We start from the raw sequence: 23,327 nt of genomic DNA, 5'->3' as shown, positions 1-23,327 counted from the left end.
ATTAACGGACATCCTACGCGACACGCGCGCAGACGCAAAGCGCCCGTTGTGCGCGGGCACTTTGCCGGATTCCGGCACGCGCCGGTGTTGGACGGCGGAATCAGAAACGCTCGACGTGATAGTCGCCGGCCAGCGCGGCCGGGCTGCGCGACGACATCATTCGCGAGAAGCCGTCGGCGAGCCGGCCGAGCGCCAGCTGTTTCTGGCTGGCGTCCCAGTGCGTATAAGCGTCGTACGCGGCATCGTCGAACGACACGGTGACGGCGGCCGGGCGGCCGCTGGCGCGAAAGCCGATCTGCAGCACGCCGCCCGGCAGTTCCTCGATGTGATAGCGCAGCGAACGCGATTCGAAATAGCGGCCCAGCACCTGAGCGATCGCGCGCTTGTCGGGTGATTGCACGTGAATGTCCATGACGGTCCTCCTTTTCAGTGTTCGCGCGGCCGGTTGTGGCGCCCCGCTTCCGCCCGGCATCCGCATCGGCGGCGGGTTCGACGGCGGGTCGCCCTGCGGCAGCCCGTCGGGCACGGGCGGGTCGACCGGATCATCGGGTCCGGGCGGTACCGGATGCGGGTCGACGTCGGGGGTCGTCGGTTCGGGGCGGTGCAGCGTGGATGGCGTCTTCATGTTTCTCCTGCGCGACGGCGCGCGCCTCTCGATGGCGCCGCGAGCGCGCAAGCGGCGTGCCCGCTCTTACCCGTCATGCATGCGGCCGCTCAGTCGTCATAGGCCGCCATCACCAGCCACATCATGCGCCCCTCCGCGTTCAGCCGAACCGCGAGCGCGAACGGATCGGACGGCGCGCAATGCGCGACGAGCGCCCGCTGCGCACGCTCGGGGCCGTCGTAGACGGTGTCGTTCAGTTCGCGTACCTCGTCCTTGCCGTCGAACATCCGCCGCTCGGGCCGATAGACCAGCGATTCGCGCTTCCACGCGGCGAATCGCGCGCGCACGCTGGCGAAATCGCCGCCGCAGACGTTCGCGTCGTAACGTATCCTTTCCCTGGTTGCATTCATCACGATGTCCTCTTGTCCATGCGGACGGCACGCGGCTCACGTCCCGCGTGCGCGTCCGGATTCCCCGGCGCGCAAGCGCCGTGCCGTCGGCCCGTCACGGGCACGGCGCTTGCGCGTGCATCCATGACCAAGGAGGTTCGACCATGACCGCTTACGCCACCGGCCGCCGCGACGCCGTGTCACCGGCTGCCGGACCGTTCCGTCTCGCCCCGTCGCGCCCGCCGTCCGAAGACAAGACGGAGGAACGCATCGACGAAGGGCTCGAGGAGACGTTTCCGGCCAGCGATCCGCCCGCCGTCGGCGGCGCGACCCGTATCGACCCCGCCAAGCCGTCCGGCAAGCACGAACGTCGCGCGCCGCACGCCCCTTCCCCGCCCCGCGATCACGGCTGACGGCGGCACCCGGCTCGCGATGCGCACCGCCGCATCGGCGGGCCGGATCCATTCGGAGCGATCTGATGAAACACCTCGAACGCAGATGGCATGAGATCAGCGGCGCCGCCGGCGTCGCCGCGCTGGCCGCCATCGAGAGCGCAGTGGTGCTGGCCATCGTCGTCATGACGGGCGTCGGCCACTGACGTTTCGCGCCGCCCGTCGCGGCAGCCGCCGTGGAAGATGTACAAGCGGGCTGGCAAATTTCTCCGTTGCGCGGCCGTCGAGGCCCGGCGCATGCGCAGTGCGCGCGGCACGGCATCTGCTCCCGTTTCGTCCTGCTCACGAAGGAGGCGTTCATGTATCGCGTCAACGAGATCATGTCGCGCGACGTGGTGTGCGTCGCACCGACCGACACGATTCGCCATGCAGCCGAACTGATGCAGCGCTTCGATATCGGCGTGCTGCCCGTTTGCGACGGCACCGAACTCGTCGCGATCGTCACGGACCGCGACCTGGCGGTGCGCGGGCTGTCGCACGGCCATGCGCCCGATACGCCGGTGCTGGCCGTCGCATCCGCGCCCGTGCAGTGGTGTGTCGAGGACGACGGCGTCGGCGACGTTCAGCAACGGATGGCCGACGTGCAACTGCATCGCTTGCCGGTGCTCGACCGCGACCGCCGGGTGGTCGGCATCGTGTCGCTCGGCGACATCGCGACACGCGCGGGCGGCCCCGAACGCGACGAGCTGGCCAATACGCTCGAGGACGTGTCGCTGCCGCGCCGGCGCTGACCGCCCCCGGCTTCGACCAGGAGAAGATCGATGACTATGGACAGAGCGTCGCGCGGCGACACGCGCATCGTGGGCGGCGATCGCCGCCCGACCGGCCGCGGGCCGGGGCCTGACGTGATGGCCGCCCGGACGCTCGCGGGCGATCGCGTGCTGACGATCGAAGGTGACGACATCGGCCAGGTGGCGAACATCATGCTCGACGTGCGGGCCGGCCGCGTCGCCTACGCGGTCGTCGCGTCGGGCGGCATACGCGGGCTCGGCGGCAAGCTACTCGCGGTGCCGTGGAGCATGCTGGTGCTCGACGTCGAGCGCACATGCTTCGTGCTGCCGGTCGCGACCGAACTCGTGCGCGACGCGCCCGGCTTCGACCCGGACTGCTGGCCCGCGATGGCCGATCCGGACTGGGCCGGGGCGCTGCATGCGTACTACGGCAGTGCGCCGTACTGGCTGATCGAGGAAGGCGAAACGGCACTCGACTCGCCGCCGCACGAGGCGTCGCCGGACGGTCCCGAGGACGCCAAGCGGCGCCGTTGATGCCGGTCAGTGCGCGGCCGCGACGGTCCGCGCGAGTTGCCGCGCGGCGGCCAGATGCGCGTTCAGCGTCGCCAGCGTGCCGGCCGCGAACGCGCGAAGCTGCGGATCACGGCCGTTCCTCGCTTCGGCTTCGTACAGCCGGATCGCCTCCTCATGCGCTCGCGGGCCCGCCAGCGCGACATATGCGGTGTCGAACGCATGGCCCTCCTTCGTCCGCAATGCCGTCACCGCCGGATCGACGAGCATCCGCGCCTGTACCGGTACGCCCTTTTGCGCGCCGAGCTGCCGCAATTCGCCGGCGATGCGGGCGTGATCGTCGATCATCCGGCGCGCGAACGCCTTCACGGCGGGATTCGACGCACGGTCGAGCGCGAGCTGGCTGGCTTGCCGTTCGACCTTGTCGAGCATGCCTGCCTTGTCGACGAACTCGGCATCGATGCCGGTGGGCCGCTGCGTCATGCCGGCCTCGTCGGCGGTCGTGCCGGGGCGGACGACGCCCGGCGCGACCTGTATCGACGACGCGGGCGGCGTCTGCGCGTGCGAATACGCCAGCGCCAGTACGCCGACGGCGGCAGCCAGCGCGAGGGTCACCCGCGGGCGACCGTGCCGTTTTCTCGGGCTCCTGGTCATCCTGACCTCCGTGTGCCGCGACGGAGCGGGCCGGCGCTGCCCGCGCGTCACGTTACTTCCGGCGGATCTGCAGCTTGTCGCTCACCCCGCGTACGCCGTCGACGTCACGCGCCACGCGGATCGCGGTCGCGCGCTGCCGTTCGTCGGGCACGCTGCCCGACAGTTCGGCGACACGATGACGAACCTGGACGTCGATGTCGCCGGACGCCAATCCGCGTTCGGCGACGAGCGCGGCCCTGACGCGGGACGCGAGCGTCGCATCGCGGATCTGGCCGCCGACGGCCGACGCCTGGCTCGCGAGCTTCGCACCGACGCTCTCGTCGGCCGCTGCATGACGGGGTGTCGCGATCCATGCACACGACAGCATCAGCAGGCTCGCGATCGACACGACCGGCCGCATGCGCCGCCGCGCCTGCTTGCTGCCCGCGCCGTTGCACCGCCTGGTTTCCGTTGCATCCATCGATGCCTCCCTCGTTCCGTTGTCGCCGGGCGGCGCTCAGCCGCGCCGTTTCCCGCGCTGCGCATCGTCCGGCGCGACGTCGACGATCACGCTCGCGAGCGTCGGCATGTCGACCGGCTTGCACAGATACGCATCGAAGCCGGCGGCCAGCACACGGTGGCGGTCGGCCTTGCCGGCGTGCGCGGTGACCGCGACGACCGGCAAGTGCCCGCTGCCGCCCGGCAAATGGCGAATCCGGTCGAGCAACCAGAAACCGTCGCCGTCCGGCATCGCAAGATCCGACAGTACGACGCTCGGCGGATGCTGCGCCACCGCGTCGAGCGCGTCGTGCCCCGACTGCGCGGTCGACACCTGCGCGCCCATCGTTTCGAGCGCCGCGGCGAGGCTCGCGCGCGAGGTGGCATCGTCGTCGACGACGAGCACGCGCTGGCCGTCGAGCGCGACCGAGTCGGGCCCGCCTGCGCGGCGCGCCCGATTCTCGGCCGGGTCGTCTGCGTCCCAGCCGGCCGGCAGCGTGACCGTCACGGTCATCCCGCGTCCGGGGCCGGCGCTCGTCGCGACGACGTCGCCGCCGTGCAGCTGCGCGATGTTGCGCACGATCGACAGGCCGAGCCCGAGGCCGCGCTTCGGCGACGCGAACGCGCCTTCGGGGCGGCTGAAGGTCTCGAACAGATGCGGCAGGTATTCCGGTGCGATCCCTTGGCCCGTATCGGCGACCGACAGCCGCACGCGTTCGCCCGCACGCGTCAGCGATACGGTGACGCGGCCGCCCGCCGGCGTGAACTTGATTGCGTTCGACAACAGGTTCGACAGCACCTGGCGCACGCGCTCGCCATCGGCCGGAATCACGCAGGCGGGCATCGTGTACGCCGCCGACAGTTCGAGGCCGTTCGCCTGCGCGGTTGCAGCGAGCTCGCGCGTTGCATCGCGCACGACGCGCACGAGATCGACCGGCACGCGCTCGAGACGCAGCCGGCCCGTCGCGAGCGACGACGCGTCGAGCAGGTCGCCGACCATGTGCGACAGCGACCGCGCGCTGCGGTCGATCGCGTCGATCGCCTGCTCCGCGAGCCCATGCCCGTCCATGTTGCGCAGCACCTCGACCCATCCGTAGATCACGTTCAGCGGTGTGCGCAGCTCGTGCGACACCGTGGCGAGCAATTCGTCCTTCAGCCGGTTCGCGGTGTCGGCCTGCGCACGCGCGTCGCGGGCGCCGCGCAACGAGCGCAGGTCGCGCCGCTCGCCGCGGCGGCGTTCGCGCGCCTCGCGCAGCGTCATCGACAGGCCCGTGCAGTTGCCCTGCGCATCGACGATCGGCGACGCGGCGAAGGTCGCGCGAAAACGGCCGCCGTCGCGCCGCACGCACAGTACGTCGAGCGGCCCGACCGGCGCATGCAGGTTCGCGAACGTCGCGGGCACCGGATGCCGCCGCAGCCAGCGCGGCGTGATCATCTCGGCGACGTCGCGCCCGCTTGCCTGCGCCGCGTCGAGCCCGAAGAGCCGGCGCGCGGCCGGGTTCCAGCTCGTGATCCGGCGCGTGGTGTCGACGCCGACGATCGCATCGGGCGACGCGTCGACCACCCGGCGCAAGAGGCTGTCGTCGGGATCGCGTGCGAGCGGCGCGGGCTCGCGATGCAGCGGGCGCGCTTCGGTGTTCGCGTCGTCATCGTCGTCGACTGCGTGCAGGCGATCGTTCGCGATCAGCGGCTTCACCGCCGCCACCAGCACGCACTCGACGAAGCTGATCGCGACGAACGCGCCGGCCTGCGCGAGCAGCGTGGCCAGCGGCGCATCGCGCCACCACAGCGTGCCCATCACGGCCACGCTCGCGACGGCCGCGGCAAGGCCGCCACCGAACGACGTCAGCCATGCGGCAGCCGCAACCCCCGCATAAAAAGGCAGCGGCGCAAATGGCGCGTGCCCGCCGACGGCGTGAATCGCCCACGCCTGCAGCGCGGACGCCAGCCCGACGGCCAGCACGACCCATGCACCCTGCCGCAACAGCTCATGGGTCAGGGTCTTCATTGCATCCTTGCCTCGCGCCGGTTCCCGTCGTGCGGCGTCGTACCGTTCGGCCATCCGAGATACCGTCGAGCGTGCCGGGCGGGCCCGGAGACATCCGCAAGCCATGTGCCCGGGACGGGCGTGACGCGGCGATCCGGCGAGGATGGCGGGACGGTGCATGAGCGCAGGCGGTCCGGCGCCGATGCAGGCTGGCCGCTGCTTCGGCCGAAAGCGGTCGCGACCGCCTTTTTTCATCGGCTTTCTGTAAAAAGGCGCGAGTCCGACCCTCGATCGAGCTGCCTTTCGCGGTGAGCCCGGACACCGATGGGCGAATTCTTCCGTCCCCGTCGCGGACATTGGAAATTACTATTCCGCGGCACCTTCGCGGCCGTTTCGCTGTCGATGATAAATATTGCAATGAACGGAACGCGTGATGCCGAATTTCAAAACGGCCCGCCTATGCCGATGAATGAAACCGCAAACCGGTCGAAGCAGCGCGCAGACGGCCGCCGGCTGTCCGGCCGGTCCTCCGCGATGCGCACGCTGCTCGGCCGCATCGAGAAAATCGCGCCGACCCGCGCCAGCGTGATGATTGCCGGCGAAAGCGGGGTCGGCAAGGACATCGTCGCGCGCCGGCTGCACGATCTGAGTGCGCGGCGCGACGGCCCGTTCGTGCCCGTGAATTGCGGCGCGATTCCACCCGATATCGCCGAATCGCAATTGTTCGGGCACGAGAAAGGCAGTTTCACGGGCGCGATCGCGCAGCGGGAGGGCTTTTTCGAGGCCGCGCGCGGCGGCACGCTGCTGCTCGACGAGATCGCCGAGATGCCCGCGGCGCTGCAGGTGAAGCTGCTGCGGGCGATCGAATCGAACGTGATCGTGCGGGTGGGCGGCACCGAGCCGATTCCGCTCGACGTGCGCATCGTGTCGGCCACGCGCCACAACCCGGCCGACGCCGTGCGCGACGGCCGGCTGCGCGAGGACCTGTTCTACCGGCTCGCCGCGTTCGCGCTGTACGTACCGCCGCTGCGGCAGCGCGACGGCGACGTCGAGACGATCGCGCAGGAATTCGTCGACACGCTGAATGCGCGGCACCGCTCGCACAAGCGGCTGACCGACGCCGCGATCGCGGCACTTCGCGCATACTCGTGGCCCGGCAACGTGCGCGAGCTGCACAACACGATCGAGCGTGCGTACATCCTGTCGGACGACGGCATCGACGTGACGCTGCCGAAGCAGCCGATGCCGCCCGACCGCACGTCGGAGGGCGCGATGGCGCTGCCGCTCGGCGCGACGCTGCACCATGCGCAGCAACGCTTCATCGCCGCCACGCTGCGCCACTTCGACGGCAACAAGCCGCGCGCGGCCAAGGCGCTCGGCATCAGCCTGAAAACACTCTACAACCGGCTCGCGCTGATGCGCGACGGCGGCTGCTCCTGAGCGCGGCGGCGGCGCTTTCCGGCCGCGGTTACGCGACCTTGAACCGCCCGACCGTCGTCGCCAGCGCATTCGCCTGCGACTGCAGCGCGGTCGCCGCGGCGGTCGACTGCTCGACGAGCGCCGCGTTCTGCTGGACCATTTCATCGAGCTGCGTGACCGCGCGGTTCACTTCCTGGATGCCGCGCGTCTGCTCGTTCGCGGCATGCGTGATCTCGGAGATGATGGTCGTCACGTTCGACACGTTGGACACGATCTCGCGCATCGTGTCGCCGGCCTGGCGCACCTGCCCGGAGCCGGCCGACACGCTCGCGACCGTCGATTCGACCAGCACCTTCACTTCGCGCGCGGCCTGCGCGCTGCGTTGCGCAAGGCTGCGCACTTCCTGCGCGACGACCGCGAAGCCGCGGCCTTGCTCGCCCGCACGCGCCGCTTCGACGGCCGCGTTCAATGCGAGGATGTTGGTCTGGAACGCGATGCCGTCGATCACGCCGATGATGTCGCCGATCCGGCCGGACGCTTCCTCGATCTTCTCCATTGTCGCGACGACGTCCGACACGACCACGCCGCCGTGCGACGCGATCCGCGAGGCCGCCGCCGCGCGCTCGTCGGCCTGGCCGGCGGCGGCCGCCGACTGGCCGACGGTCGCGGTGATCTCTTCCATCGACGCAGCCGTCTCCTCGAGGCTTGCCGCGGCCGATTCGGTCCGCGACGACAGGTCCTGGTTGCCCGCCGCGATCTCGTTCGCGGCCGTGCGCACCGATTCGCTTGCGTCGCGGATCTCGCGCATCACGTCGTTCAGCTTGTCGACGAAGCTGTTGAACGACCGCGCGATGTCGGCGACTTCGTCGCGGCCTTCGGCCGGCAGGCGCTGCGTCAGGTCGCCGGCACCCGAGCCGATCGCGGCCATCGCCTGGCGGACCTGCGACAGGCGGCGGAACGCGGTCGCGGTGATCGCGCCGATGATCAGCGACGCGACGCCGACGATCACGACCAGCGTGATCAGCGACGCGGTCAGCAGCGAGCGCATGCCGGCCGTCGCCTCAGCCTTGTCGAGCAGCACCAGCGCATACCAGTCGGTGCCCGGCACGGGGCGCGCACGCACCAGCTTCGCGTCGCCGCCGACGCTCACCTCGACGGGGGCCGTCGCGGCCGCGATCGTCGCCGCGCCCGTCGCGCCGAGTTCCGGCGACACGTCGGCGACCGGCTTCAGCGTGAGCTTCGGGTCCGGATGCGCGACGACGTGGCCGCTGCTGTCGACCAGCATCCCGAAGCTCGCGGGCGTCGGGCGGATCGACTTCACGTTGGCGATCACGCTGTCCATCGCGACGTCCGCGGCAACGACGCCCTTCAGCGCGCCGTCACGCAGGATCGGCACCGCGAACGTGACGACGAGGTTGCCGGTGCCGGCATCGACGTAAGGCGGCGTGACGACCGGCTTGCCGGCCTGCGCGGCCTGCTTGTACCACGGGCGGCCGGTCGGATCGTAGTCGGGCGGGATGCCGGTCGGGTCGGAGAAGCGGAACGCCTTGTCGGCATAGCCAGCGTAGACGTTCGTGAAGCCGCCGGCCGTGGCCATCTGCTTGAACACCGGCAGCGGATCGGGCGCGAGCGCCGCATCCTGCAGCGACGCGATCATCCGGCTCCGGGTCGCGACCCAGTCGGCGATCCCGACCACGTGGCCGCTCGCGACGGAGGTCAGGTTGCGGTCGATCGCGTCGTCGTTGTACGAGCGCGCGATGAAGTAGTTGATCAGTGTGCTGGCGACGAGCGCGAATACGACAATGGCGACGCACGCGGCAAGGATGCGGGCGCGGATGGACGAAAACATGGCAACGACTCGGTAAGGGAGCGCGAACGCCCGGTGGACGAATTCACCGGGTAAACGGCAATCGCGCCACTTACTTGAGGCCGTTGTGACAATTCAATGAAATGGATGGCGAAAGAGGTGGGCGACTGTCAGCGGATCGTCAGGTTGCGCGCTGCGAAACCCAGGCGGCTGGCCCCGCTTGAAAGCGGTCGAGCGCGATTCGGCCGCGGCCGGCGACGGTCCGTGTCAGCCGCGGCAATCGCCTGTCACAGGCGGACGCTCGGGCGCGGATCGGCTTCCGCCGGCGCCGCGCGGGCCTGCGTGTCGGCGTCGAAATCGTCCCGCTGCCGCATCCGTTCGCGCAGGTTCCGGATCGCGAACACGTGGATGTAGTCGTGCACGCGTGCGCCGGACGACAACACACGCACCTCATCGTCGAGCATCGCACGCAACTGATCCGCGCCGATCGCACGCTGCTCGGCAATTTCCTTCAGTGAATCGAGCAAATTGTCCCTGGACATCGACAGACTCCTGACAGTCGAGGAATAAAGAAACGACGGTACTGGAAGCTTAGACACGGGTCGGCCGCGCGGCGTGCGATGCGCCGGCGCGTGTTTGCGCGCGATCAACGGCACGTTGCGTGCCGCCGTGCCGATCCGTTCCCGAACCGGCCGCGCTTGATTCGCGGCGCAAACGGCCCGCGAACGAGACTGGACGTGCTGCCACGCCACCCCGGGGCGCGACACCGGCGACAGGCGGGCGATGGTCCCCCGCTCGACGCAGATGCACGGCAGACCATAGACCGGCCGAAAACCTGAGTCAAGCGACGCCCGCCCCCGGTTCATTCATCGGAACGAATGAGCCGGATCGACGGCCGGCGGACGAACGGCCAATTGGCCGCGATGCGTGTCAGCGGATTCCGATACGCGCCGCGCAATACCTGACAACGACTTCAGCGCGCGCCGCTTGGCAGCCTGCTGCCGCCACACGATACTGATGCCATGAACAACGCGTTCATACGCGTTCATGCCGGATCATCGCCCAGCCAGCCATCGAGCGAGGCACGCGGGGCCTGGCGCAGGAGACCAACCATGGCACATCGCAACTTCCCGGGCCGGGACGGCCAGCGGCGCGCGTCGGGCAACGCGCGCGCCCTGCCCGCCCGGACCGTATTGGCCGGCAACCGTCCGTCCGACGATCTCGACACCTTGCTCGCGCTCGCTCGCGAAGCCGGACTGCTCGTCACGCTCGACGGGCAGATCGGCCGCGAAAAGTACCAGAGCGTCGCGGGGTCGATCCTCGCGCTGCAGCGGTTCGCCGCGGCGCTCGGCGCGCGACAAGCGGGCGACGCGCCGGACGAATCGGAGCCGCGCCGCAAGGCTCGCCCCGGCTGGCCGCATGCGAACCGGCTGCGCAGCCGCGCGTGCAACGCATGCGGGCCGATGCACGTCGTGCACCCGCGCTCGCACGTGCGACGCGGCGTCGTCCGCCGGCACGACCTGTGCTCGATTCTTCGCACCACCTGAACACGCCTGCAGTCGATGCACGGCACGCGGCCGTGCGATGGCTGCGCGTCGCGACACTTCCGCCGCGCCCGGCTCGACCTTCGCCGCGATCGGCCTCGACATCGCGCGCCCATACGTGCCGTTCTGAACGGCCACATGCAAAATAATACCTGCGGGGAAAGTGATCCGACGGGGCCAGCCAGGCGGAAAGCGGACGGGGTGCGTGCACCCCGCCCGTCCTCCAAGGCAGCCGCGGGCTGCCTACCCTCGTGCCAGAGAGTTCTCGGTCGGATGACACGCCATGCAGTCGATGGCGCGGCTCCGGAAATGGTTGCGGCGATTTGAACGCGCCGTCGAGCGCGGCCGGCCGGATCGGCGATTTCGATGCTTGTCATGCAGGCATGGCTGTCGTCGCCCATGCACGAAAGACCATCGTCGCGGCCGGTTGTTCCATTACTGTCTCACGCGAAGCGCATGCCGTTTCTGATGCAGGTCAATCGACATCGGCTTCGTGCAAGATGTCGCATCGTTCTTGCCACTCACGCGGCGCCCCGCACGAGCAACACGGGCACCTGGGCAAGATGCGCGACACGGCGTGCGACGCTGCCGATCAGCCAGGCGGCAATGCCGCGCCGGCCATGCGTGCCGATCACCAGCAGTTCCGCTCGCCAGTGCACGGCATCGCGCATCAGTGCATGCGCCACGTCGTCGCTGGTCGGACGCGTTTCGACGATGCCGCGCTTGGTCGGATTCCCGGTCGCATGAAACAGCGGCGCGACTTTCGCGAGCGCCTCCTCGCCCTCCGCACGGTACGCATCCTCGAGCGCACGCACCGGCACGATATCGGTCAGACGAATCGCGCGATCGATCACGTAGGCGGCGTACAACAACGTCGTCGGTGCCGCGAAGCCGAGCCCGACGCGCACCGCGTGCAGCGACGGCTCGCTGCCGTCGACCGCGAACATCAGCCGTTGCAGCTCACCCTCCGACGGCCGGGCGTAGGCAGCCGGTACGATCAGCAGCGCACAGCGCGCACGCTTCGACAGCGTGTCCGACATCGCGCCCTCGACGAGCCGAAGCAGCCCGTGGTGCGGATTCGCGCCGACCACCAGCGCGTCCGCCTGCCACGCCGACGTGTCGTTCACCAGCGCATCGGCGACCGTGCCGCCCGTGACCGATGTATCGATGACGGCCTGCTCGACCTCGATGCCGCTGTCGGCAAACAGCGCCGCGATCCGCGCGTTGATGGCGTTCGCTTCGCCGATCATCTCCTCGCGCGCGGAGGTCAGCAACGCGTCGATGCGCGGGATGTCCGGCAGGACGAGCCGCGGGTTGTCGATCACGCAGACGATGCGCAATCGCATGCCGGGACGCAGCAGCGTGTGCACGTAGCGTGCGGCGGACAGCGATTCGGGCGTGGGATCGACGGCCAGCGCGATCCGCGCGAGCGTCGGGATGGACTGGGCAGGCTGCATGGCGAAGGCCTCCGTGCGTGCGCGGTGCGTGCGCGTCGTCGCGGAACGACGACGGGAGCCTCGCGCGGCAGCGGCGCGCGGCGGCCGGGTGGACGCCGCGGTCGCGGGGATCGGCGGATAGCCACGCGAAGCGCGGACAAGCGATTCGTTCAGCATAGGTCGTCCCGCCCGCCGGTGCATGATCGCGATCAACGATCGCGCGGCTCCCTGCCCCGGCGCTTACGGCTTCGTCGGTATCGAGGCGGCCGGACGGTTCGCGTAGAACAGCGCATATGCGATGCCGAGCAGCACGATCCACACGGGCCCGATCACGAGCGCGACGCGTGTATCGGGCGTCAACGCCATCAGCACGACGACCAGCACGAGAAAACCGAGCGCGACGAACGAACCGAGCGGATAGAACGGCACGCGGATCGGCAGGCGCGCGATCTTGTCGGCCGACAGCATGCGGCGAAAGCGCATCTGCGCGATCAGGATCACGCACCACGTCCAGATCGCGCCGAACGTCGACACCGACGTGAGCCACGTGAACACGTGTTGCGGCGCGAGATAGTTGAGCAGCACGCCGATCAGCAACAGCGCGACCGACACGATCACGCCGTACACCGGCACGCCGTTGCGGTTCACGCGGCCGAGCATGGCCGGCGCCTGACCCTGCTGCGCGAGGTTGTAGAGCATCCGCGCGGTGCTGAACAGGCCGCTGTTGCACGACGACAGCGCCGCGGTCAGCACGACGAAATTGATGATGCCGGCGGCCGCCGGAATGCCGAGCCGCGAGAACGTCATCACGAACGGGCTGCCCTGCGTGCCGATCTGGTCCCACGGATACAGCGACATGATCACGAACAGCGCGCCGATGTAGAAAATCAGCACGCGCCAGAACACCGAGTTCACGGCCTTCGTCAGCGACTTTTCCGGGTTGCGCGCTTCGCCGGCCGTGAGGCCGAGCATCTCGACGCCCAGATACGCGAACATCACGATAGGCAGCGCGGCGATCACGCCGTTGATCCCGTTCGGCATGAAGCCGCCGTGCGACCACAGGTTCGAGATGCCGGTCGCGACCCCGCCGTTGCCGATGCCGAACGCGATCATCAGGCCGCCGCCGATGATCATCAGTACGATCGTGACGATCTTGATCAGCGCGAACCAGAACTCGAATTCGCCATACAGCTTGACCGCGATGAAGTTCACCGAGCCCATCGCCATGAGCGCCGCGAGCGCCCAGATCCAGTTCGGCACGCCGGGGAACCACATGTGCATGTAGACGCCGACCGCCGTGATTTCCGCCATGCAGGTGACGATCCACACGAACCAGTAGGTCCAGCCGGTCAGGTAGCCGGCGAGCGGTCCCAGGTAGTCGCGCGCGTAACGGCTGAACGCGCCGGCGACCGGATTGGTGATCGCCATTTCGCCGAGTGCGCGCATGATCAGGAAGATCGCGATGCCGCCCAGCAGATAGGTCAGCAGAATGGCCGGGCCGGCCGTGCGGATCGCGGTGGCCGAGCCCAGGAACAGGCCGACGCCGATCGTCGCGCCGAGCGCCATCAGGTTGATGTGCCGTTCCTCCAGCCCGCGGTGCAACTGGTCTTCTGGTTGTTTCAAGTCCGTCTCCTGGCAGCCGCGAGCGGGCCGCCGTCATTGTGTCGATGTCAATGCGCGACCATTCATGCCTATTTCGGCAACCGAAAACGAAATAATCTCCGGCGTCATTTTCCGAATGAGAAACGACGCGGATATTGCGTCAATCCGATGGGAATCGCCGCGGATTATCCGTATGCTCCGGAGCAATCCGGAAAACGGATCGGGCCTTTCACGGAATACGCCCGTGCGGCCCGTCTGACGCGGCTGTGCGCGTGGCGGGCGACGACGGGATCAATCGCTTTCGGCGTGAACGGACACGCGTCGAATGTGCGCGATCATGCGCACGCAATATGCAGGCGGGATTATAGGGAGGATCGGAGGTTTCGCGCCAGCCGATTTTCGTAAAAATCGCGGCGCGTGAAATCGGTGGTCGGATTTGAATACGCGCGCACGGCACGCGCATTATTTCGACAACGTCGCCCGCACCGTATATTCGCCTTCGAGCGCACCGTGATCCGGCCGCACGAAATAACGCGACGAATCCAGATCGGCCGGCAGCGGCTCGACCGGATAACCATGCTTTTCCCACGCATCGAGGCCGCCCTTCAGCGCCCGGATGTTGTGGATCATCTTCTTGCGCTGCATCTTCGCGATCAGACGCTTGGCCGTGGCCTCGTTCGGACACACGCAATAGACGACGATCGGCCGTTTCAGCATTTCCGGGTCGAGCAGGTCCGGCGAATCGAGATCGACCGGCACCGCGCCGGCGATCCGGTACGGCTCGCGCTCGCGGATCGCCTTCGGCCGCGCGTCGAAGATCAGCGGCGGCTCGTCCGACGTCATCATCTCGACGAGTTGCGGCGGCGAGATGCGCACCTGCGCGAGATAGCGGCGGAACTGCACGCGGCGCACCCAGCGGTACAGCAGGAACGTGATGAAGATGGCGAGGAACGCATCGAGGATCGTGCCGCCGCTCGCGCGCACCCACAGCACGAACTGGACGATCTGGTCGTGAATGGCCGCGCCGCCGACCAGCCAGAACGCGGCCCACAGCGATGCACCGGCCAGATCCCAGAACAGGAACACGCCGACGCCGATCGCGGTCGTGCCGAGCAGCGGTGCCGATACGAGGCCGAGGCCGGGCAGGAATTTCGACAGCACCAGCAGCGGCGCACCGTATCTTTCGAATACGTTACGGGCAAAGCGCAGCGTCGTGTCGAGCGACAGCGAGAAGCGCACGAGGCCGTTCAGCAGGCGCCGGCCGCGCGTACGGCCCATGAAGAACCACATCGAATCGGCCAGCATCGTCGCGCCGATCGCCGCCGCGAACATGCTGGCCCAGGACGCCTGCCCCATCGCCGCCATCGTCCCGCCGAGAATCAGCATCGGCACGGCCGGCACCGGCACGCCGAGCTGCGTGATCAACACGCTCGCGAACACGGCCCACGGGCCGAGCGACGATGGAATAGCGATGGGAAAGTGCCACACGGCGGCGCTCCTGGAAAGCATGCGGGCCGCGCGACGGGGGCCGTCGGTACGGCAGTGCAACGGCCACCGCGGCACGTCCGCAGCCGACCACGTGCATCACCGGCATTCTAAACGGGTTTGGCCGCGCTCGCGCGGAACACGCACCGTCGGCACGGGCTTCGCGCCGATGGTTGCACAACCGTGACGGTCACACGTCGGCGCGCGGCGCGAGCCGGGCGACGTGTTCCGCGTAATCGGGAAACGCGGCCGCCAGCGCGGCCGTGTCGGCCAGCTCGAATTCCGCAAACTCGAACCCGGGCGCCACCGTGCAGCCGACGAGCGCGACGTGCTCGGGCGACGCGCAGCGCGCGCCGAACCAGCGCCCGGCCGGCACGACCGCCTGGAACACCGTGCCCGGATGCGTGAGCGGGTTGCCGAGCCGATGAATCGTCAGCCCGTCGCGCGCGTCGAGCACCCACACTTCGATCGGGTCGCCCGCGTAGAAATGCCAGACTTCGTCGGAGCGGATCCGGTGCCACGACGAATACGCGCCGTCGCACAGCAGGTAGTAGATCGCGGTCGACGCGGCGCGTGGCGCACCGTCGGCCGGCCGCACGACCGAATCGGTCGCGCGGTAGGTTTCGCGGAAATAGCCGCCTTCGGGATGCGGCTGCAGGTCGAACTGGCGAATCAGGTCGGGGGCGGAGATCGGCATGGCGGATGACGTCGGTAAGGTAGGTAACCGGCATCCGGCGGCCGGCCCGGTTCATCGCCCGTGCGACCGGTTCCAGCCGGATACCCCTGCGTCGATCGCTGCGGCCATGCGCGCGGCGATCGAGCGGACTCCGGTCGATGCTGCCAGAACTGCATGTCGGGATGCAACCGTGCGCGTGCAATCGCGGACATTCGGGTGCGCGCGATGCGCCGCCAAGGACGTCGTGCGTTTCAGCGGACAGACTGCCGGTGCACGTGCGCCGCCGCGTTCCGTTCGCGGCAGCCCATGCAGTTGCGCCGGACCGCGTGCTACGCCGCCGCCGGCGTACCGGGCTCGTCGTGCCGCACCAGCAGCACGGGCCGGTCGGCCGCGCGCAGCAGCGATTCCGCGACGCTGCCGAGCAGCAGCCGGCGCAGGCCGTGCCGGCCGCTCGTGCCCATCACGATCAGGTCCGCGTCGGCTTCGGCCGCCGTGCGCATCAGCACGGTGGCGACATCCTCGCCGTATGCGTCGAGCGCACGCACGGAGCCGGTCACACGCTGCTGCGCGAGCGCCGCTTTCGCGTCGTCGAGCACCGGCGTCACGGCATCGGTCGCGGCCGCATCGCCGTCGTGCTCGGCCGCGAAGCCCGCGTCGACGTCGACGAGTTGAGGCCGGTGCTCGACGACATACGCGCAGGTGACTTCACCGCCGGACGCCGCCGCGATCCGGATCGCCTCGTTCAGCGCGAGACGCGCGCTCGGGCTGCCGTCGAGCCCGACGAAAATCCGCTTGTACATGGTCCGTCCCTCCGACCGGGCACGCGTCGCGCATCGCGCCGCGGCGGCCCGTTATCGCCAGCCGGCCCGGTGCCGGCTGGCCTGCCGAACAGTCTGCCCCACGTGCCGACGCGCCACTTGACGCGCGTCAAGCGCGGCCGGCGGACTCGCTGCTTCACGCCGCCTGCCGCAATTTCAGGTGACCCTATTACAAAAAATGCGTAAACCGCGCACAATTTCATCTCGAAAACAGACGCTACACGCAACCGGTGCGAGTTTTCCCCGGTTTTGCTGCGCTGCCCGAGTGCCCCGGGCAGCCCGAACAACAGTCATGGCCATTGAATGACCGCCAGTGGAACCCCGACGCGTGACGCCCGAGGGCCCACGCGCCTCCCGACCATGTTACGCCAGCCGCTCGCGGCTGGCGTCGTTGCGCTGTGCGCCGGCGCCCTGCTGTCGCTGTGCGTCGCGCTGCTGGTGCGCGAGCAGTGGCAAGGCGCGGTGCATGCGCGCTTCGAACGCCGCACGACGCACGTGAGCGCGATGCTGCGCCACGAGCTGCAGACCGGTGTCGCCGTGCTCGAAGGCGCGCGCGGCGCGTTCGGTCTCGTCCCGGGCATGACGCCCGAGCAATGGCGCCGGTACGCGGAGACGCTCGATCTCGACAGCGCCCGCTCGCCGGTCCGGCAGATCGGCTATGCGCCGCTGACGCCCGCCGCCCGCGGCGCCCTCGCCGGCGCGAAGCCGTTGCCGGCCGGCCCGCTCGCGGCCGCGGCGCTCAGCGCGCCCGCCTCGAACTCGCCGGTCGTCCGCTTCGGCGCATCCGACGCGGCGCCGCTCACACGCGCGCTGCAGAGCGGCGACATCGCGCTCGGCGTCCACCCGGTCGACGACGATACCTCCCGCGACGCCCGCACGCTGACGCTGTTCCTGCCCGTGACCACCTCGCCGCATGCGGCCGTCACGCCGTCCGGCACGCGCGAAGCCGGCGTCGACGGGGTGCTGTTCGCGGCGCTGAGCCCGCGGCGCCTGGTCGAGCGCGCGCTCGACGCGGAACGCGGAATCGACCTGCGGATGACGGCCGGCGGCGATCCGCGCGCGATCGCCAGCGTCGAGTCGACGACCGACGAAGCGTCGGCATCGCCCGACCTGATGCGGCGCACCGACGTGCTGAATTTCGGCGGCACCGCGCTGTCGCTCGCCTATTCCGCGGACGGCCGCCCGAGCGCGACCGGCGCGCAGCGCGCGGCCGGCACCGTGCTCGCCGCGGGGCTGATCGCGTCGTTCGCGTTCGCGGCGCTCGTCCATGCGCTGCTGCGCGGCCGTGCCGGCGCGGCCGCCGATGCCGGCGCGAGCAGCCGCGGCATCCTCAACGAGGCGCGGATGATGGGCATCATCCGTTCGTCGATGGAAGCGATCATCACGATCGACGAGAAGCAGACGGTCGTGATCTTCAATCCGATGGCCGAGCAGGTGTTCGGCGTGTCCGCGATGGAGGCGATCGGCGCGCCGCTGTCGCGCTTCATCCCCGAGCGGTTCCGCGCCGCGCACGCGAAGCACGTCGACCAGTTCGGCGTGACGGGCGTCTCCGAGCGGCAGATGGGCCGCCAGCGCGTGCTGTTCGGGCTGCGCGCGAACGGCGAGGAATTCCCGATCGAGGCGTCGATCTCGCAGATCCGCGACGCGTCGGGCAAGCTCTATACCGTGATGCTGCGCGACATCACCGAGCGGCTGCGCGCCGAGAACGCGCTGAAGCAGTCGCGCGAGGAATTGCGCGAGCTGTCGGCGAACCTGCAGAACGTGCGCGAAGAAGAAAAGACGCGGATCGCACGCGAACTGCACGACGACCTCGGCCAGCAGCTCACCGCGCTGAAAATGGACTTGTCGGTCGTCGAGCAGCAATTGCGGATGCCCGGCCGCGCGCAGCCGGACGCGGGCGTGCAGACGCACCTGCAGGGCATGCGGCGGCTGATCGACGCGACGGTCGCGTCGGTGCGGCGCATCGCGGCCGACCTGCGCCCGGTGATGCTCGACGATCTCGGCCTCGTGCCCGCGATCGAATGGCTCGCGAACGATTTCACGAACCGCTACGGAATCGATGTCGAACGCCACATCGAAACGGGCGGCCTCACGTTCACCAGCGCGGGCGCGACCACGCTGTTCCGCATCGTCCAGGAAGCGCTGACGAACGTCGCGCGTCATGCGGACGCGACACGCGTCGCGCTGCGGCTCGACATCGAGGAAGGCTTCTGCGTGCTGCGCGTCGCGGACAACGGCCGCGGCGCGGCCCACGGCGCGCCGGCCCACGAGGACAAGTCGTTCGGCCTGATCGGGATTCGCGAACGCGCACACATGCTCGGCGGCACCGTGACGATCGACACCGCGCTCGCGCGCGGCTTCTCGATTACCGTCGCATTTCCGCTCAGTACCGTTCAACAGGAAACGCTCATCACATGATCAAGGTGCTCATCGCCGACGACCATACGCTCGTACGCGACGGTCTGCGGCACATCCTCCAGAACGCCACCGGATTCGAGGTGGCCGGCGAGGCTTGCGACGGCCCGTCGACGATCGCGCTCGTGCGCGCGACGCCCGCGCAGGTGCTCGTGCTCGACCTGTCGATGCCGGGCCGCAACGGCGTCGAGCTGATCAAGCAGATCAAGGACGAGAAACCCGCGCTGCGCGTGCTCGTGCTGACGATGCATGCGGAGCAGCAATACGCGGTGCGTGCGTTCCGCGCGGGTGCGTCGGGTTATCTGACGAAGGAAAGCGCGAGCGCCGAGCTGGTCGGCGCGGTCACGAAGGTGGCGTCGGGCGGCGTCTACGTGAGCCTCGCGATGGCCGAGCAGTTCGCGCAGAGCCTGAACGAGCCGGCCGAGACGCTGCCGCACCAGCGGCTGTCCGATCGCGAATTCGACGTGTTCCGGCGGATCGCCGCCGGCCAGACGCTGACCGAGATCGCGAACGCGCTGTGCGTGAGCGCGAAGACCGTCAGCACCTACAAGACGCGAATCCTGGAAAAGATGCAGATGCCGCACGAAGCGGCGCTGGTGCGGTACGCGATGCGGCACAAGCTGCTCGACGAGACGGACGACGTCTAGCCGGCGTATCGCGGGCCCGGCCGGGCCCGCGCCTGCCCTTTACTTGCCGGGCACCGGGCACGCGAGATCGCCTTCCTCGCAGGACAGATAACCCTTCAGCGTTTCGGTACGCACTTTCGTCAGATCGTCGAGGCAGGTCGATACGACCATCGGATACGCGCTGCCGCCCTCCGCGTTCGCGCTGGAGAAACCGCATTCGGCATCGCGGTAGGCAATCCACGCGCGCTGCGCGTTCACGAGCTTGTCGGCGAGCGGCCGCGCATCGCGCAGGCGCGCGGTGACGGCCTGGTAGGTCCGGTTCAGCTCGCCGTCGGATTTCCTGTACGCGCGATCGGCACATGCCGTCATCGCCGCCTGATCCGCCGCGTCCGCACAATTCGCCTGTGCATGGGCGACGTTCGCCAGCAGCGCCAGCGAGCACAACAGACCGGTCAAGACACGCATGGATGCTCCTTGTTGTTCGTTGAAATGCGGAACCCGGTGCCGGGCCGGTTGCCCTGCCGCGCCTCGGCGCGCGGCGACACCGTCCGCGATGCTAGCGCACGCGCAGACGCTTGTCAGCCGGCGCCTTGCATATCGGCCCCGCACGCCTACACTGGAAAATCGATACGCCGTTTCAGGCCGCGCTATCGCATCCATCCCGTCTTCGCTTCCGCCGCATTCCTCAGCGCATTTCGCGTTCGCGACGCCGAGCGGTCGTGACGTTTCGTCAGCCGGTTTCCTCCGCCCAGCACAACGCGCAAGCGCCGTCGCTCCCCTGGAGGAAATCATGAGCTATCACCTGGAAGGCCGTCTGCTCGAGGTCTGCAACTGCCGCGTACTCTGCCCGTGCTGGATCGGCGAGGATCCGGATTTCGGCGTCTGCGACACCATCGTCGCGTGGCACGTCGACAAGGGCACCGTCGACGGTGTCGACGTCGGCGGCAACACGATCGCCGCGGTGTGCCGCGTGCCGGGCAACATCCTGCAAGGCAACTGGACGGCCGCGATCTACGTGAGCGACACCGCATCCGACGCGCAGGAGCAGGCGCTCCTCAAGGTCTATACGGGCCAGGCCGGCGGCCCGATCGCCGAGCTCGCGAAACTGATCGGCAAGGTCGTGTCGGTCGAACGCGCGCCGATCACGTTCGATGTCGTCGGCGCCCGCGGCACGCTGTCGATCGGCACCGACTACCACGCGGAACTCGAACCGTATCTCGGCCCGAGCGGCGCGCAGACGACGCTGGCGGATACCGTGTTCTCGACGGTACCCGGCGCCCCCGTGTTCGTCGGCAAGGCGCCCGTCTACCGGTCGAAGAACGCGGCGATCGGCATCGACGTCGATCTGAAGAATCACAACGCGCTGCAGAGCACGTTCCAGTTCGACGCATGAATCGCGGCCGCACGTAACCGACCATGGCCGCGCGGCTGCACCGGCGACTGTTTCCGTTCGTGCTCGCGAGTCTCGTCGGATTCGCGTGGGTCACGCTGTGGGCGTGGACGCGCAGCCCGTACGGGCGCTATCTCGAGCACGGCGAGAACGCGTCGTCGTTGCCGTTCAGCACGCTGTGCCGCGCGCTGCCGGGCGGCGCGCTGTGGCTGCCGGCCGCGTTCGACGCGGCCGCCTGGGCGCTGATGATCCTCGCGATGATGCTGCCGACGACGCTGACGCTGTTCGACACGTTCTCACGCGTCGTGGCGGAGCGCCCCGACCGCGCGCGGCTGCTCGCACTCGTCGGCCTCGGCTACGTCGCGGCATGGAGCGGCTTCGGTCTCGTCGCGCATGGCCTGCACGCGCTGCTGCTGGCGGGCGTCGCGCATGTGCCGGCGCTGGCGTGGCGCGGCTGGTTGATCGGCGCGGCCGTCCTTGCGCTGGCCGGCGCGTTTCAGTTCAGCGGATTGAAGGCGCGCTGTCTCGAACGTTGTCGCACGCCGCTCGGTTTCGTGATCGGCCACTGGCGCGGCCGCTCGCCGTTGCGGCACGCGTTCGCGCTGGGCGCCAGTCACGGCCTGTTCTGCGTCGGCTGCTGCTGGGCGCTGATGCTGCTGATGTTCGTCGTCGGTGCGGGCAGTCTCGGCTGGATGCTGTCGCTCGCCGCGCTGATGGCCCTCGAAAAGAACGCCGTGTGGGGACGGCAACTCACCGCGCCGCTCGGTGCCGCGCTGTTCGGCGCGGCCGTGCTGATCGTCGCCGGTCACGCGTGAGGCCCGCGATGCGCCCGCCCGCCTCCGCACTCGCGTCGCACGTGCGGCCGGGCGCACGCGCCGCCGTGCTGACGTCGGTCGCGATGCTTGCGTTCGCATCGAACTCGCTGCTGTGCCGGCTTGCGCTGCAGGCCGGCCGGATCGACGCGGCCAGCTTCGGCACCGTGCGCCTCGTGTCAGGCGCGCTGATGCTCGCGCTCGTCGCACGCGCGGGGGCGCGGCGGGCCGCCCAGCCGGCGGACTGGCCTGCGGCGGCGATGCTGTTCGCGTATGTCGCATGCTTCTCGTTCGCGTACCTGACCGTCAGCGCCGCCACCGGCGCGCTGATCCTGTTCGGCGCGGTGCAGCTGACGATGTTCGCGGCCGGCTGGCGCGCCGGCGAACGGTTTGCTCCCGCGGGCTGGGCCGGATTCGGCGCGGCGCTGGCCGGGTTGCTGTATCTGGTCTCGCCGGGGCTCGCCGCGCCGACGCCGGGCGGCGCCGCACTGATGACGGTCGCCGGCATTGCATGGGGCATCTATTCGATACGCGGCCGTCGGACCGCCGATCCGGTCGCGGCGACCGCCGGCAATTTCATGCGGGCCGCGCCGCTGGCACTCGCGTTGAGCGCCGCGCTCGCCGGCCGCCTTCACCTGACACCGGCCGGCATCGCGCTCGCCGTGCTGTCCGGCGCGCTGACTTCGGGCATCGGCTACGTGATCTGGTACGCCGCGCTGCGGCACCTGACCGCGATGCGCGCCGCGGCGGTCCAGTTGTCGGTGCCGCCGATCGCCGCGTGCGGCGCCGTGCTGTTCTTGTCGGAGCAGCCGACCTGGCGTCTCGCGCTCGCGTCGGCCGCGATCCTCGGCGGTGTCGCCGCCGTGCTCGCGAGCCGTGCCCGCCATGCGGGCGCCGGATCGTGATGCCGATCGGCCGCCCCAATGCAAAACCCGCGCACGGCGGACACCGTGCGCGGGTTCAGCGGAAGCGGCCAGTCCGGCACCCTCGCGGGCGCCTGCCGGCTTAGTGGCCGAAGTACACCGACGAGCGATCGGCGGCGGTCGGCACGACCACGCGCTGGCCCGACTGCGACGTGGCGGCGGCATTCGCGCCGTAGCCCGTTGCGTCGGCTTGCGCGCCGGTGTTTTGCGCGGCGGCGATCTTCGCTTGCGCGGCCTGGATGTTTTCCGGGTAGTTCATCCAGTCGTTCGGGTTGTAGCCGGCCTTTTCGAGCTGGACCAGCTCGGCGCGCACTTGCGCGCGCGTCAGCGGCTGCTGGTTCGATTGGGCGAACGAGACGACCGGTGCGGCCACGAGGGCGGCCAGTGCAACTGCCTTGATCAGCGATTTCATGATGCGTTACCTCCAGGATTGTTTTGTCAGGCGCTTCGGACTCGGGGTCGTTGCGCATGAGTAGAAGTCTAGGAGTCGCGGCTATCAGGGTAAATACTTAAATCGCAAATTCACTGTTGACGGAAACCGTACAATCTCGCGGGAATAAGCCGATTCAT

25 protein-coding genes are annotated in these 23,327 nt (G+C 69.3%); 10 read left to right on the top strand and 15 right to left on the bottom strand.

What is annotated here, in order from left to right:
- Window positions 1–100: 100 nt before the first annotated feature.
- Both AC0KUR_RS21710 and AC0KUR_RS21705 read right to left on the bottom strand, forming a co-directional pair.
- Entirely contained in the window at window positions 101–412 is a 312-nt protein-coding gene (locus AC0KUR_RS21710; protein WP_034191672.1) for an ATP-binding protein, read from the bottom strand.
- Between the two features lie 302 nt (window positions 413–714).
- Complete coding sequence (locus tag AC0KUR_RS21705) at window positions 715–1,014, bottom strand: hypothetical protein (protein ID WP_049028584.1); 300 nt, start codon at window positions 1,012–1,014, stop codon at window positions 715–717.
- A gap of 143 nt (window positions 1,015–1,157) precedes the next feature.
- Between AC0KUR_RS21705 and AC0KUR_RS21700 the strand changes: the two genes are divergently transcribed.
- The 3 genes from AC0KUR_RS21700 to AC0KUR_RS21690 all read left to right on the top strand — a co-directional run bounded on the left by AC0KUR_RS21700 (window position 1,158) and on the right by AC0KUR_RS21690 (window position 2,710).
- Window positions 1,158–1,406: a hypothetical protein gene (locus AC0KUR_RS21700; protein WP_034191401.1), complete on the top strand. Its 249-nt coding sequence runs from the start codon at window positions 1,158–1,160 to the stop codon at window positions 1,404–1,406.
- Window positions 1,407–1,744: 338 nt separating this feature from the next.
- A complete protein-coding gene (locus tag AC0KUR_RS21695; protein WP_034191673.1) occupies window positions 1,745–2,176 on the top strand; it encodes a CBS domain-containing protein in 432 nt (143 codons plus the stop codon).
- Between the two features lie 30 nt (window positions 2,177–2,206).
- Window positions 2,207–2,710, top strand: coding sequence for a PRC-barrel domain-containing protein (locus tag AC0KUR_RS21690; RefSeq protein ID WP_034191402.1), 504 nt, complete (start codon window positions 2,207–2,209; stop codon window positions 2,708–2,710).
- Between the two features lie 6 nt (window positions 2,711–2,716).
- On the opposite strand, the gene AC0KUR_RS21685 is transcribed toward AC0KUR_RS21690, so the two are convergent.
- The 3 genes from AC0KUR_RS21685 to AC0KUR_RS21675 are packed head-to-tail and all read right to left on the bottom strand — an operon-like array spanning window position 2,717 to window position 5,825.
- Window positions 2,717–3,340 carry a DUF4142 domain-containing protein gene (locus AC0KUR_RS21685; RefSeq protein WP_124608348.1) on the bottom strand — a complete coding sequence of 208 codons (624 nt, stop codon included), beginning with the start codon at window positions 3,338–3,340 and terminating at the stop codon, window positions 2,717–2,719.
- 52 nt (window positions 3,341–3,392) lie between these two features.
- Complete coding sequence (locus AC0KUR_RS21680; RefSeq protein ID WP_124608349.1) at window positions 3,393–3,800, bottom strand: BON domain-containing protein; 408 nt, start codon at window positions 3,798–3,800, stop codon at window positions 3,393–3,395.
- Window positions 3,801–3,836: 36 nt separating this feature from the next.
- On the bottom strand, window positions 3,837–5,825 hold the full coding sequence (locus AC0KUR_RS21675) for a hybrid sensor histidine kinase/response regulator (protein WP_200088379.1): 1,989 nt from the start codon (window positions 5,823–5,825) through the stop codon (window positions 3,837–3,839).
- Window positions 5,826–6,206: 381 nt separating this feature from the next.
- Here AC0KUR_RS21675 and AC0KUR_RS21670 point away from each other — a divergent pair, with 381 nt between their 5' ends.
- A complete protein-coding gene (locus AC0KUR_RS21670) occupies window positions 6,207–7,244 on the top strand; it encodes a sigma-54 interaction domain-containing protein (RefSeq protein ID WP_034191405.1) in 1,038 nt (345 codons plus the stop codon).
- A 28-nt stretch (window positions 7,245–7,272) separates the two neighbouring features.
- Here AC0KUR_RS21670 and AC0KUR_RS21665 read toward each other — a convergent pair whose 3' ends face one another.
- From AC0KUR_RS21665 to AC0KUR_RS21655, 3 genes are all read right to left on the bottom strand, one after another.
- The gene (locus tag AC0KUR_RS21665) at window positions 7,273–9,072 is read right to left on the bottom strand and encodes a methyl-accepting chemotaxis protein (RefSeq protein ID WP_034191406.1); all 1,800 of its coding nucleotides are present in this window, start codon (window positions 9,070–9,072) and stop codon (window positions 7,273–7,275) included.
- Window positions 9,073–9,317: 245 nt separating this feature from the next.
- Window positions 9,318–9,572 (bottom strand): DUF3562 domain-containing protein, encoded by a 255-nt coding sequence (locus AC0KUR_RS21660; RefSeq protein WP_034191407.1) that lies wholly within the window; start codon window positions 9,570–9,572, stop codon window positions 9,318–9,320.
- 324 nt (window positions 9,573–9,896) lie between these two features.
- Window positions 9,897–10,079: a hypothetical protein gene (locus AC0KUR_RS21655; RefSeq protein WP_473376409.1), complete on the bottom strand. Its 183-nt coding sequence runs from the start codon at window positions 10,077–10,079 to the stop codon at window positions 9,897–9,899.
- A gap of 63 nt (window positions 10,080–10,142) precedes the next feature.
- On the opposite strand from AC0KUR_RS21655, the gene AC0KUR_RS21650 reads away from it, so the two are divergent.
- A complete protein-coding gene (locus AC0KUR_RS21650) occupies window positions 10,143–10,577 on the top strand; it encodes a hypothetical protein (protein WP_473376408.1) in 435 nt (144 codons plus the stop codon).
- Window positions 10,578–11,095: 518 nt separating this feature from the next.
- On the opposite strand, the gene AC0KUR_RS21645 is transcribed toward AC0KUR_RS21650, so the two are convergent.
- The 5 genes from AC0KUR_RS21645 to AC0KUR_RS21625 form a co-directional block, all read right to left on the bottom strand.
- Entirely contained in the window at window positions 11,096–12,031 is a 936-nt protein-coding gene (locus AC0KUR_RS21645; RefSeq protein ID WP_034191675.1) for a universal stress protein, read from the bottom strand.
- Between the two features lie 219 nt (window positions 12,032–12,250).
- On the bottom strand, window positions 12,251–13,633 hold the full coding sequence (locus tag AC0KUR_RS21640) for an amino acid permease (protein ID WP_124608352.1): 1,383 nt from the start codon (window positions 13,631–13,633) through the stop codon (window positions 12,251–12,253).
- A gap of 441 nt (window positions 13,634–14,074) precedes the next feature.
- On the bottom strand, window positions 14,075–15,100 hold the full coding sequence (locus AC0KUR_RS21635) for a DedA family protein/thiosulfate sulfurtransferase GlpE (protein WP_034191410.1): 1,026 nt from the start codon (window positions 15,098–15,100) through the stop codon (window positions 14,075–14,077).
- A 187-nt stretch (window positions 15,101–15,287) separates the two neighbouring features.
- Window positions 15,288–15,794: a cupin domain-containing protein gene (locus AC0KUR_RS21630; RefSeq protein WP_059556515.1), complete on the bottom strand. Its 507-nt coding sequence runs from the start codon at window positions 15,792–15,794 to the stop codon at window positions 15,288–15,290.
- Between the two features lie 308 nt (window positions 15,795–16,102).
- Window positions 16,103–16,573 (bottom strand): universal stress protein, encoded by a 471-nt coding sequence (locus tag AC0KUR_RS21625; protein ID WP_034191412.1) that lies wholly within the window; start codon window positions 16,571–16,573, stop codon window positions 16,103–16,105.
- Window positions 16,574–16,894: 321 nt separating this feature from the next.
- On the opposite strand from AC0KUR_RS21625, the gene AC0KUR_RS21620 reads away from it, so the two are divergent.
- Window positions 16,895–19,009, top strand: coding sequence for a PAS domain-containing sensor histidine kinase (locus AC0KUR_RS21620; protein ID WP_034191413.1), 2,115 nt, complete (start codon window positions 16,895–16,897; stop codon window positions 19,007–19,009).
- Entirely contained in the window at window positions 19,006–19,653 is a 648-nt protein-coding gene (locus AC0KUR_RS21615) for a response regulator (RefSeq protein WP_006483707.1), read from the top strand. Before AC0KUR_RS21620 ends, AC0KUR_RS21615 begins: the two co-directional genes overlap by 4 nt.
- A 39-nt stretch (window positions 19,654–19,692) precedes the next feature.
- Here AC0KUR_RS21615 and AC0KUR_RS21610 read toward each other — a convergent pair whose 3' ends face one another.
- Window positions 19,693–20,097 carry a lysozyme inhibitor LprI family protein gene (locus tag AC0KUR_RS21610; RefSeq protein WP_034191414.1) on the bottom strand — a complete coding sequence of 135 codons (405 nt, stop codon included), beginning with the start codon at window positions 20,095–20,097 and terminating at the stop codon, window positions 19,693–19,695.
- 325 nt (window positions 20,098–20,422) lie between these two features.
- On the opposite strand from AC0KUR_RS21610, the gene AC0KUR_RS21605 reads away from it, so the two are divergent.
- From AC0KUR_RS21605 to AC0KUR_RS21595, 3 genes are read left to right on the top strand one after another with little or no spacing between them, the layout of a single operon-like run.
- On the top strand, window positions 20,423–21,025 hold the full coding sequence (locus tag AC0KUR_RS21605) for a DUF1326 domain-containing protein (RefSeq protein WP_034191415.1): 603 nt from the start codon (window positions 20,423–20,425) through the stop codon (window positions 21,023–21,025).
- A 23-nt stretch (window positions 21,026–21,048) separates the two neighbouring features.
- Window positions 21,049–21,837, top strand: a complete 789-nt coding sequence (locus AC0KUR_RS21600) for a DUF2182 domain-containing protein (protein WP_473376407.1) — start codon at window positions 21,049–21,051, stop codon at window positions 21,835–21,837.
- Window positions 21,838–21,845: 8 nt separating this feature from the next.
- Window positions 21,846–22,739 carry a DMT family transporter gene (locus AC0KUR_RS21595; RefSeq protein WP_051701101.1) on the top strand — a complete coding sequence of 298 codons (894 nt, stop codon included), beginning with the start codon at window positions 21,846–21,848 and terminating at the stop codon, window positions 22,737–22,739.
- 100 nt (window positions 22,740–22,839) lie between these two features.
- Here AC0KUR_RS21595 and AC0KUR_RS21590 read toward each other — a convergent pair whose 3' ends face one another.
- Window positions 22,840–23,169: a DUF4148 domain-containing protein gene (locus AC0KUR_RS21590; protein WP_200088372.1), complete on the bottom strand. Its 330-nt coding sequence runs from the start codon at window positions 23,167–23,169 to the stop codon at window positions 22,840–22,842.
- Window positions 23,170–23,327: the final 158 nt, after the last annotated feature.

The sequence above is a fragment of the Burkholderia sp. YHN3-13 genome (genome assembly GCF_055810675.1).
Note: the sequence above shows the minus strand (reverse complement) of the source record. Positions and strands in the feature narration are given on the sequence as shown.

Excerpts from the sequence above, each read along its gene's own strand:
- AC0KUR_RS21710 (WP_034191672.1), bottom strand. The coding sequence starts at position 412 with ATGGACATTCACGTGCAATCACCCGACAAGCGCGCGATCGCTCAGGTG.
- AC0KUR_RS21705 (WP_049028584.1), bottom strand. The coding sequence starts at position 1,014 with ATGAATGCAACCAGGGAAAGGATACGTTACGACGCGAACGTCTGCGGC.
- AC0KUR_RS21700 (WP_034191401.1), top strand. The coding sequence starts at position 1,158 with ATGACCGCTTACGCCACCGGCCGCCGCGACGCCGTGTCACCGGCTGCC.
- AC0KUR_RS21695 (WP_034191673.1), top strand. The coding sequence starts at position 1,745 with ATGTATCGCGTCAACGAGATCATGTCGCGCGACGTGGTGTGCGTCGCA.
- AC0KUR_RS21690 (WP_034191402.1), top strand. The coding sequence starts at position 2,207 with ATGACTATGGACAGAGCGTCGCGCGGCGACACGCGCATCGTGGGCGGC.
- AC0KUR_RS21685 (WP_124608348.1), bottom strand. The coding sequence starts at position 3,340 with ATGACCAGGAGCCCGAGAAAACGGCACGGTCGCCCGCGGGTGACCCTC.
- AC0KUR_RS21680 (WP_124608349.1), bottom strand. The coding sequence starts at position 3,800 with ATGGATGCAACGGAAACCAGGCGGTGCAACGGCGCGGGCAGCAAGCAG.
- AC0KUR_RS21675 (WP_200088379.1), bottom strand. The coding sequence starts at position 5,825 with ATGAAGACCCTGACCCATGAGCTGTTGCGGCAGGGTGCATGGGTCGTG.
- AC0KUR_RS21670 (WP_034191405.1), top strand. The coding sequence starts at position 6,207 with ATGATAAATATTGCAATGAACGGAACGCGTGATGCCGAATTTCAAAAC.
- AC0KUR_RS21665 (WP_034191406.1), bottom strand. The coding sequence starts at position 9,072 with ATGTTTTCGTCCATCCGCGCCCGCATCCTTGCCGCGTGCGTCGCCATT.
- AC0KUR_RS21660 (WP_034191407.1), bottom strand. The coding sequence starts at position 9,572 with ATGTCCAGGGACAATTTGCTCGATTCACTGAAGGAAATTGCCGAGCAG.
- AC0KUR_RS21655 (WP_473376409.1), bottom strand. The coding sequence starts at position 10,079 with ATGAACGCGTATGAACGCGTTGTTCATGGCATCAGTATCGTGTGGCGG.
- AC0KUR_RS21650 (WP_473376408.1), top strand. The coding sequence starts at position 10,143 with ATGGCACATCGCAACTTCCCGGGCCGGGACGGCCAGCGGCGCGCGTCG.
- AC0KUR_RS21645 (WP_034191675.1), bottom strand. The coding sequence starts at position 12,031 with ATGCAGCCTGCCCAGTCCATCCCGACGCTCGCGCGGATCGCGCTGGCC.
- AC0KUR_RS21630 (WP_059556515.1), bottom strand. The coding sequence starts at position 15,794 with ATGCCGATCTCCGCCCCCGACCTGATTCGCCAGTTCGACCTGCAGCCG.
- AC0KUR_RS21625 (WP_034191412.1), bottom strand. The coding sequence starts at position 16,573 with ATGTACAAGCGGATTTTCGTCGGGCTCGACGGCAGCCCGAGCGCGCGT.
- AC0KUR_RS21620 (WP_034191413.1), top strand. The coding sequence starts at position 16,895 with ATGACCGCCAGTGGAACCCCGACGCGTGACGCCCGAGGGCCCACGCGC.
- AC0KUR_RS21615 (WP_006483707.1), top strand. The coding sequence starts at position 19,006 with ATGATCAAGGTGCTCATCGCCGACGACCATACGCTCGTACGCGACGGT.
- AC0KUR_RS21610 (WP_034191414.1), bottom strand. The coding sequence starts at position 20,097 with ATGCGTGTCTTGACCGGTCTGTTGTGCTCGCTGGCGCTGCTGGCGAAC.
- AC0KUR_RS21605 (WP_034191415.1), top strand. The coding sequence starts at position 20,423 with ATGAGCTATCACCTGGAAGGCCGTCTGCTCGAGGTCTGCAACTGCCGC.
- AC0KUR_RS21600 (WP_473376407.1), top strand. The coding sequence starts at position 21,049 with ATGGCCGCGCGGCTGCACCGGCGACTGTTTCCGTTCGTGCTCGCGAGT.
- AC0KUR_RS21595 (WP_051701101.1), top strand. The coding sequence starts at position 21,846 with ATGCGCCCGCCCGCCTCCGCACTCGCGTCGCACGTGCGGCCGGGCGCA.
- AC0KUR_RS21590 (WP_200088372.1), bottom strand. The coding sequence starts at position 23,169 with ATGAAATCGCTGATCAAGGCAGTTGCACTGGCCGCCCTCGTGGCCGCA.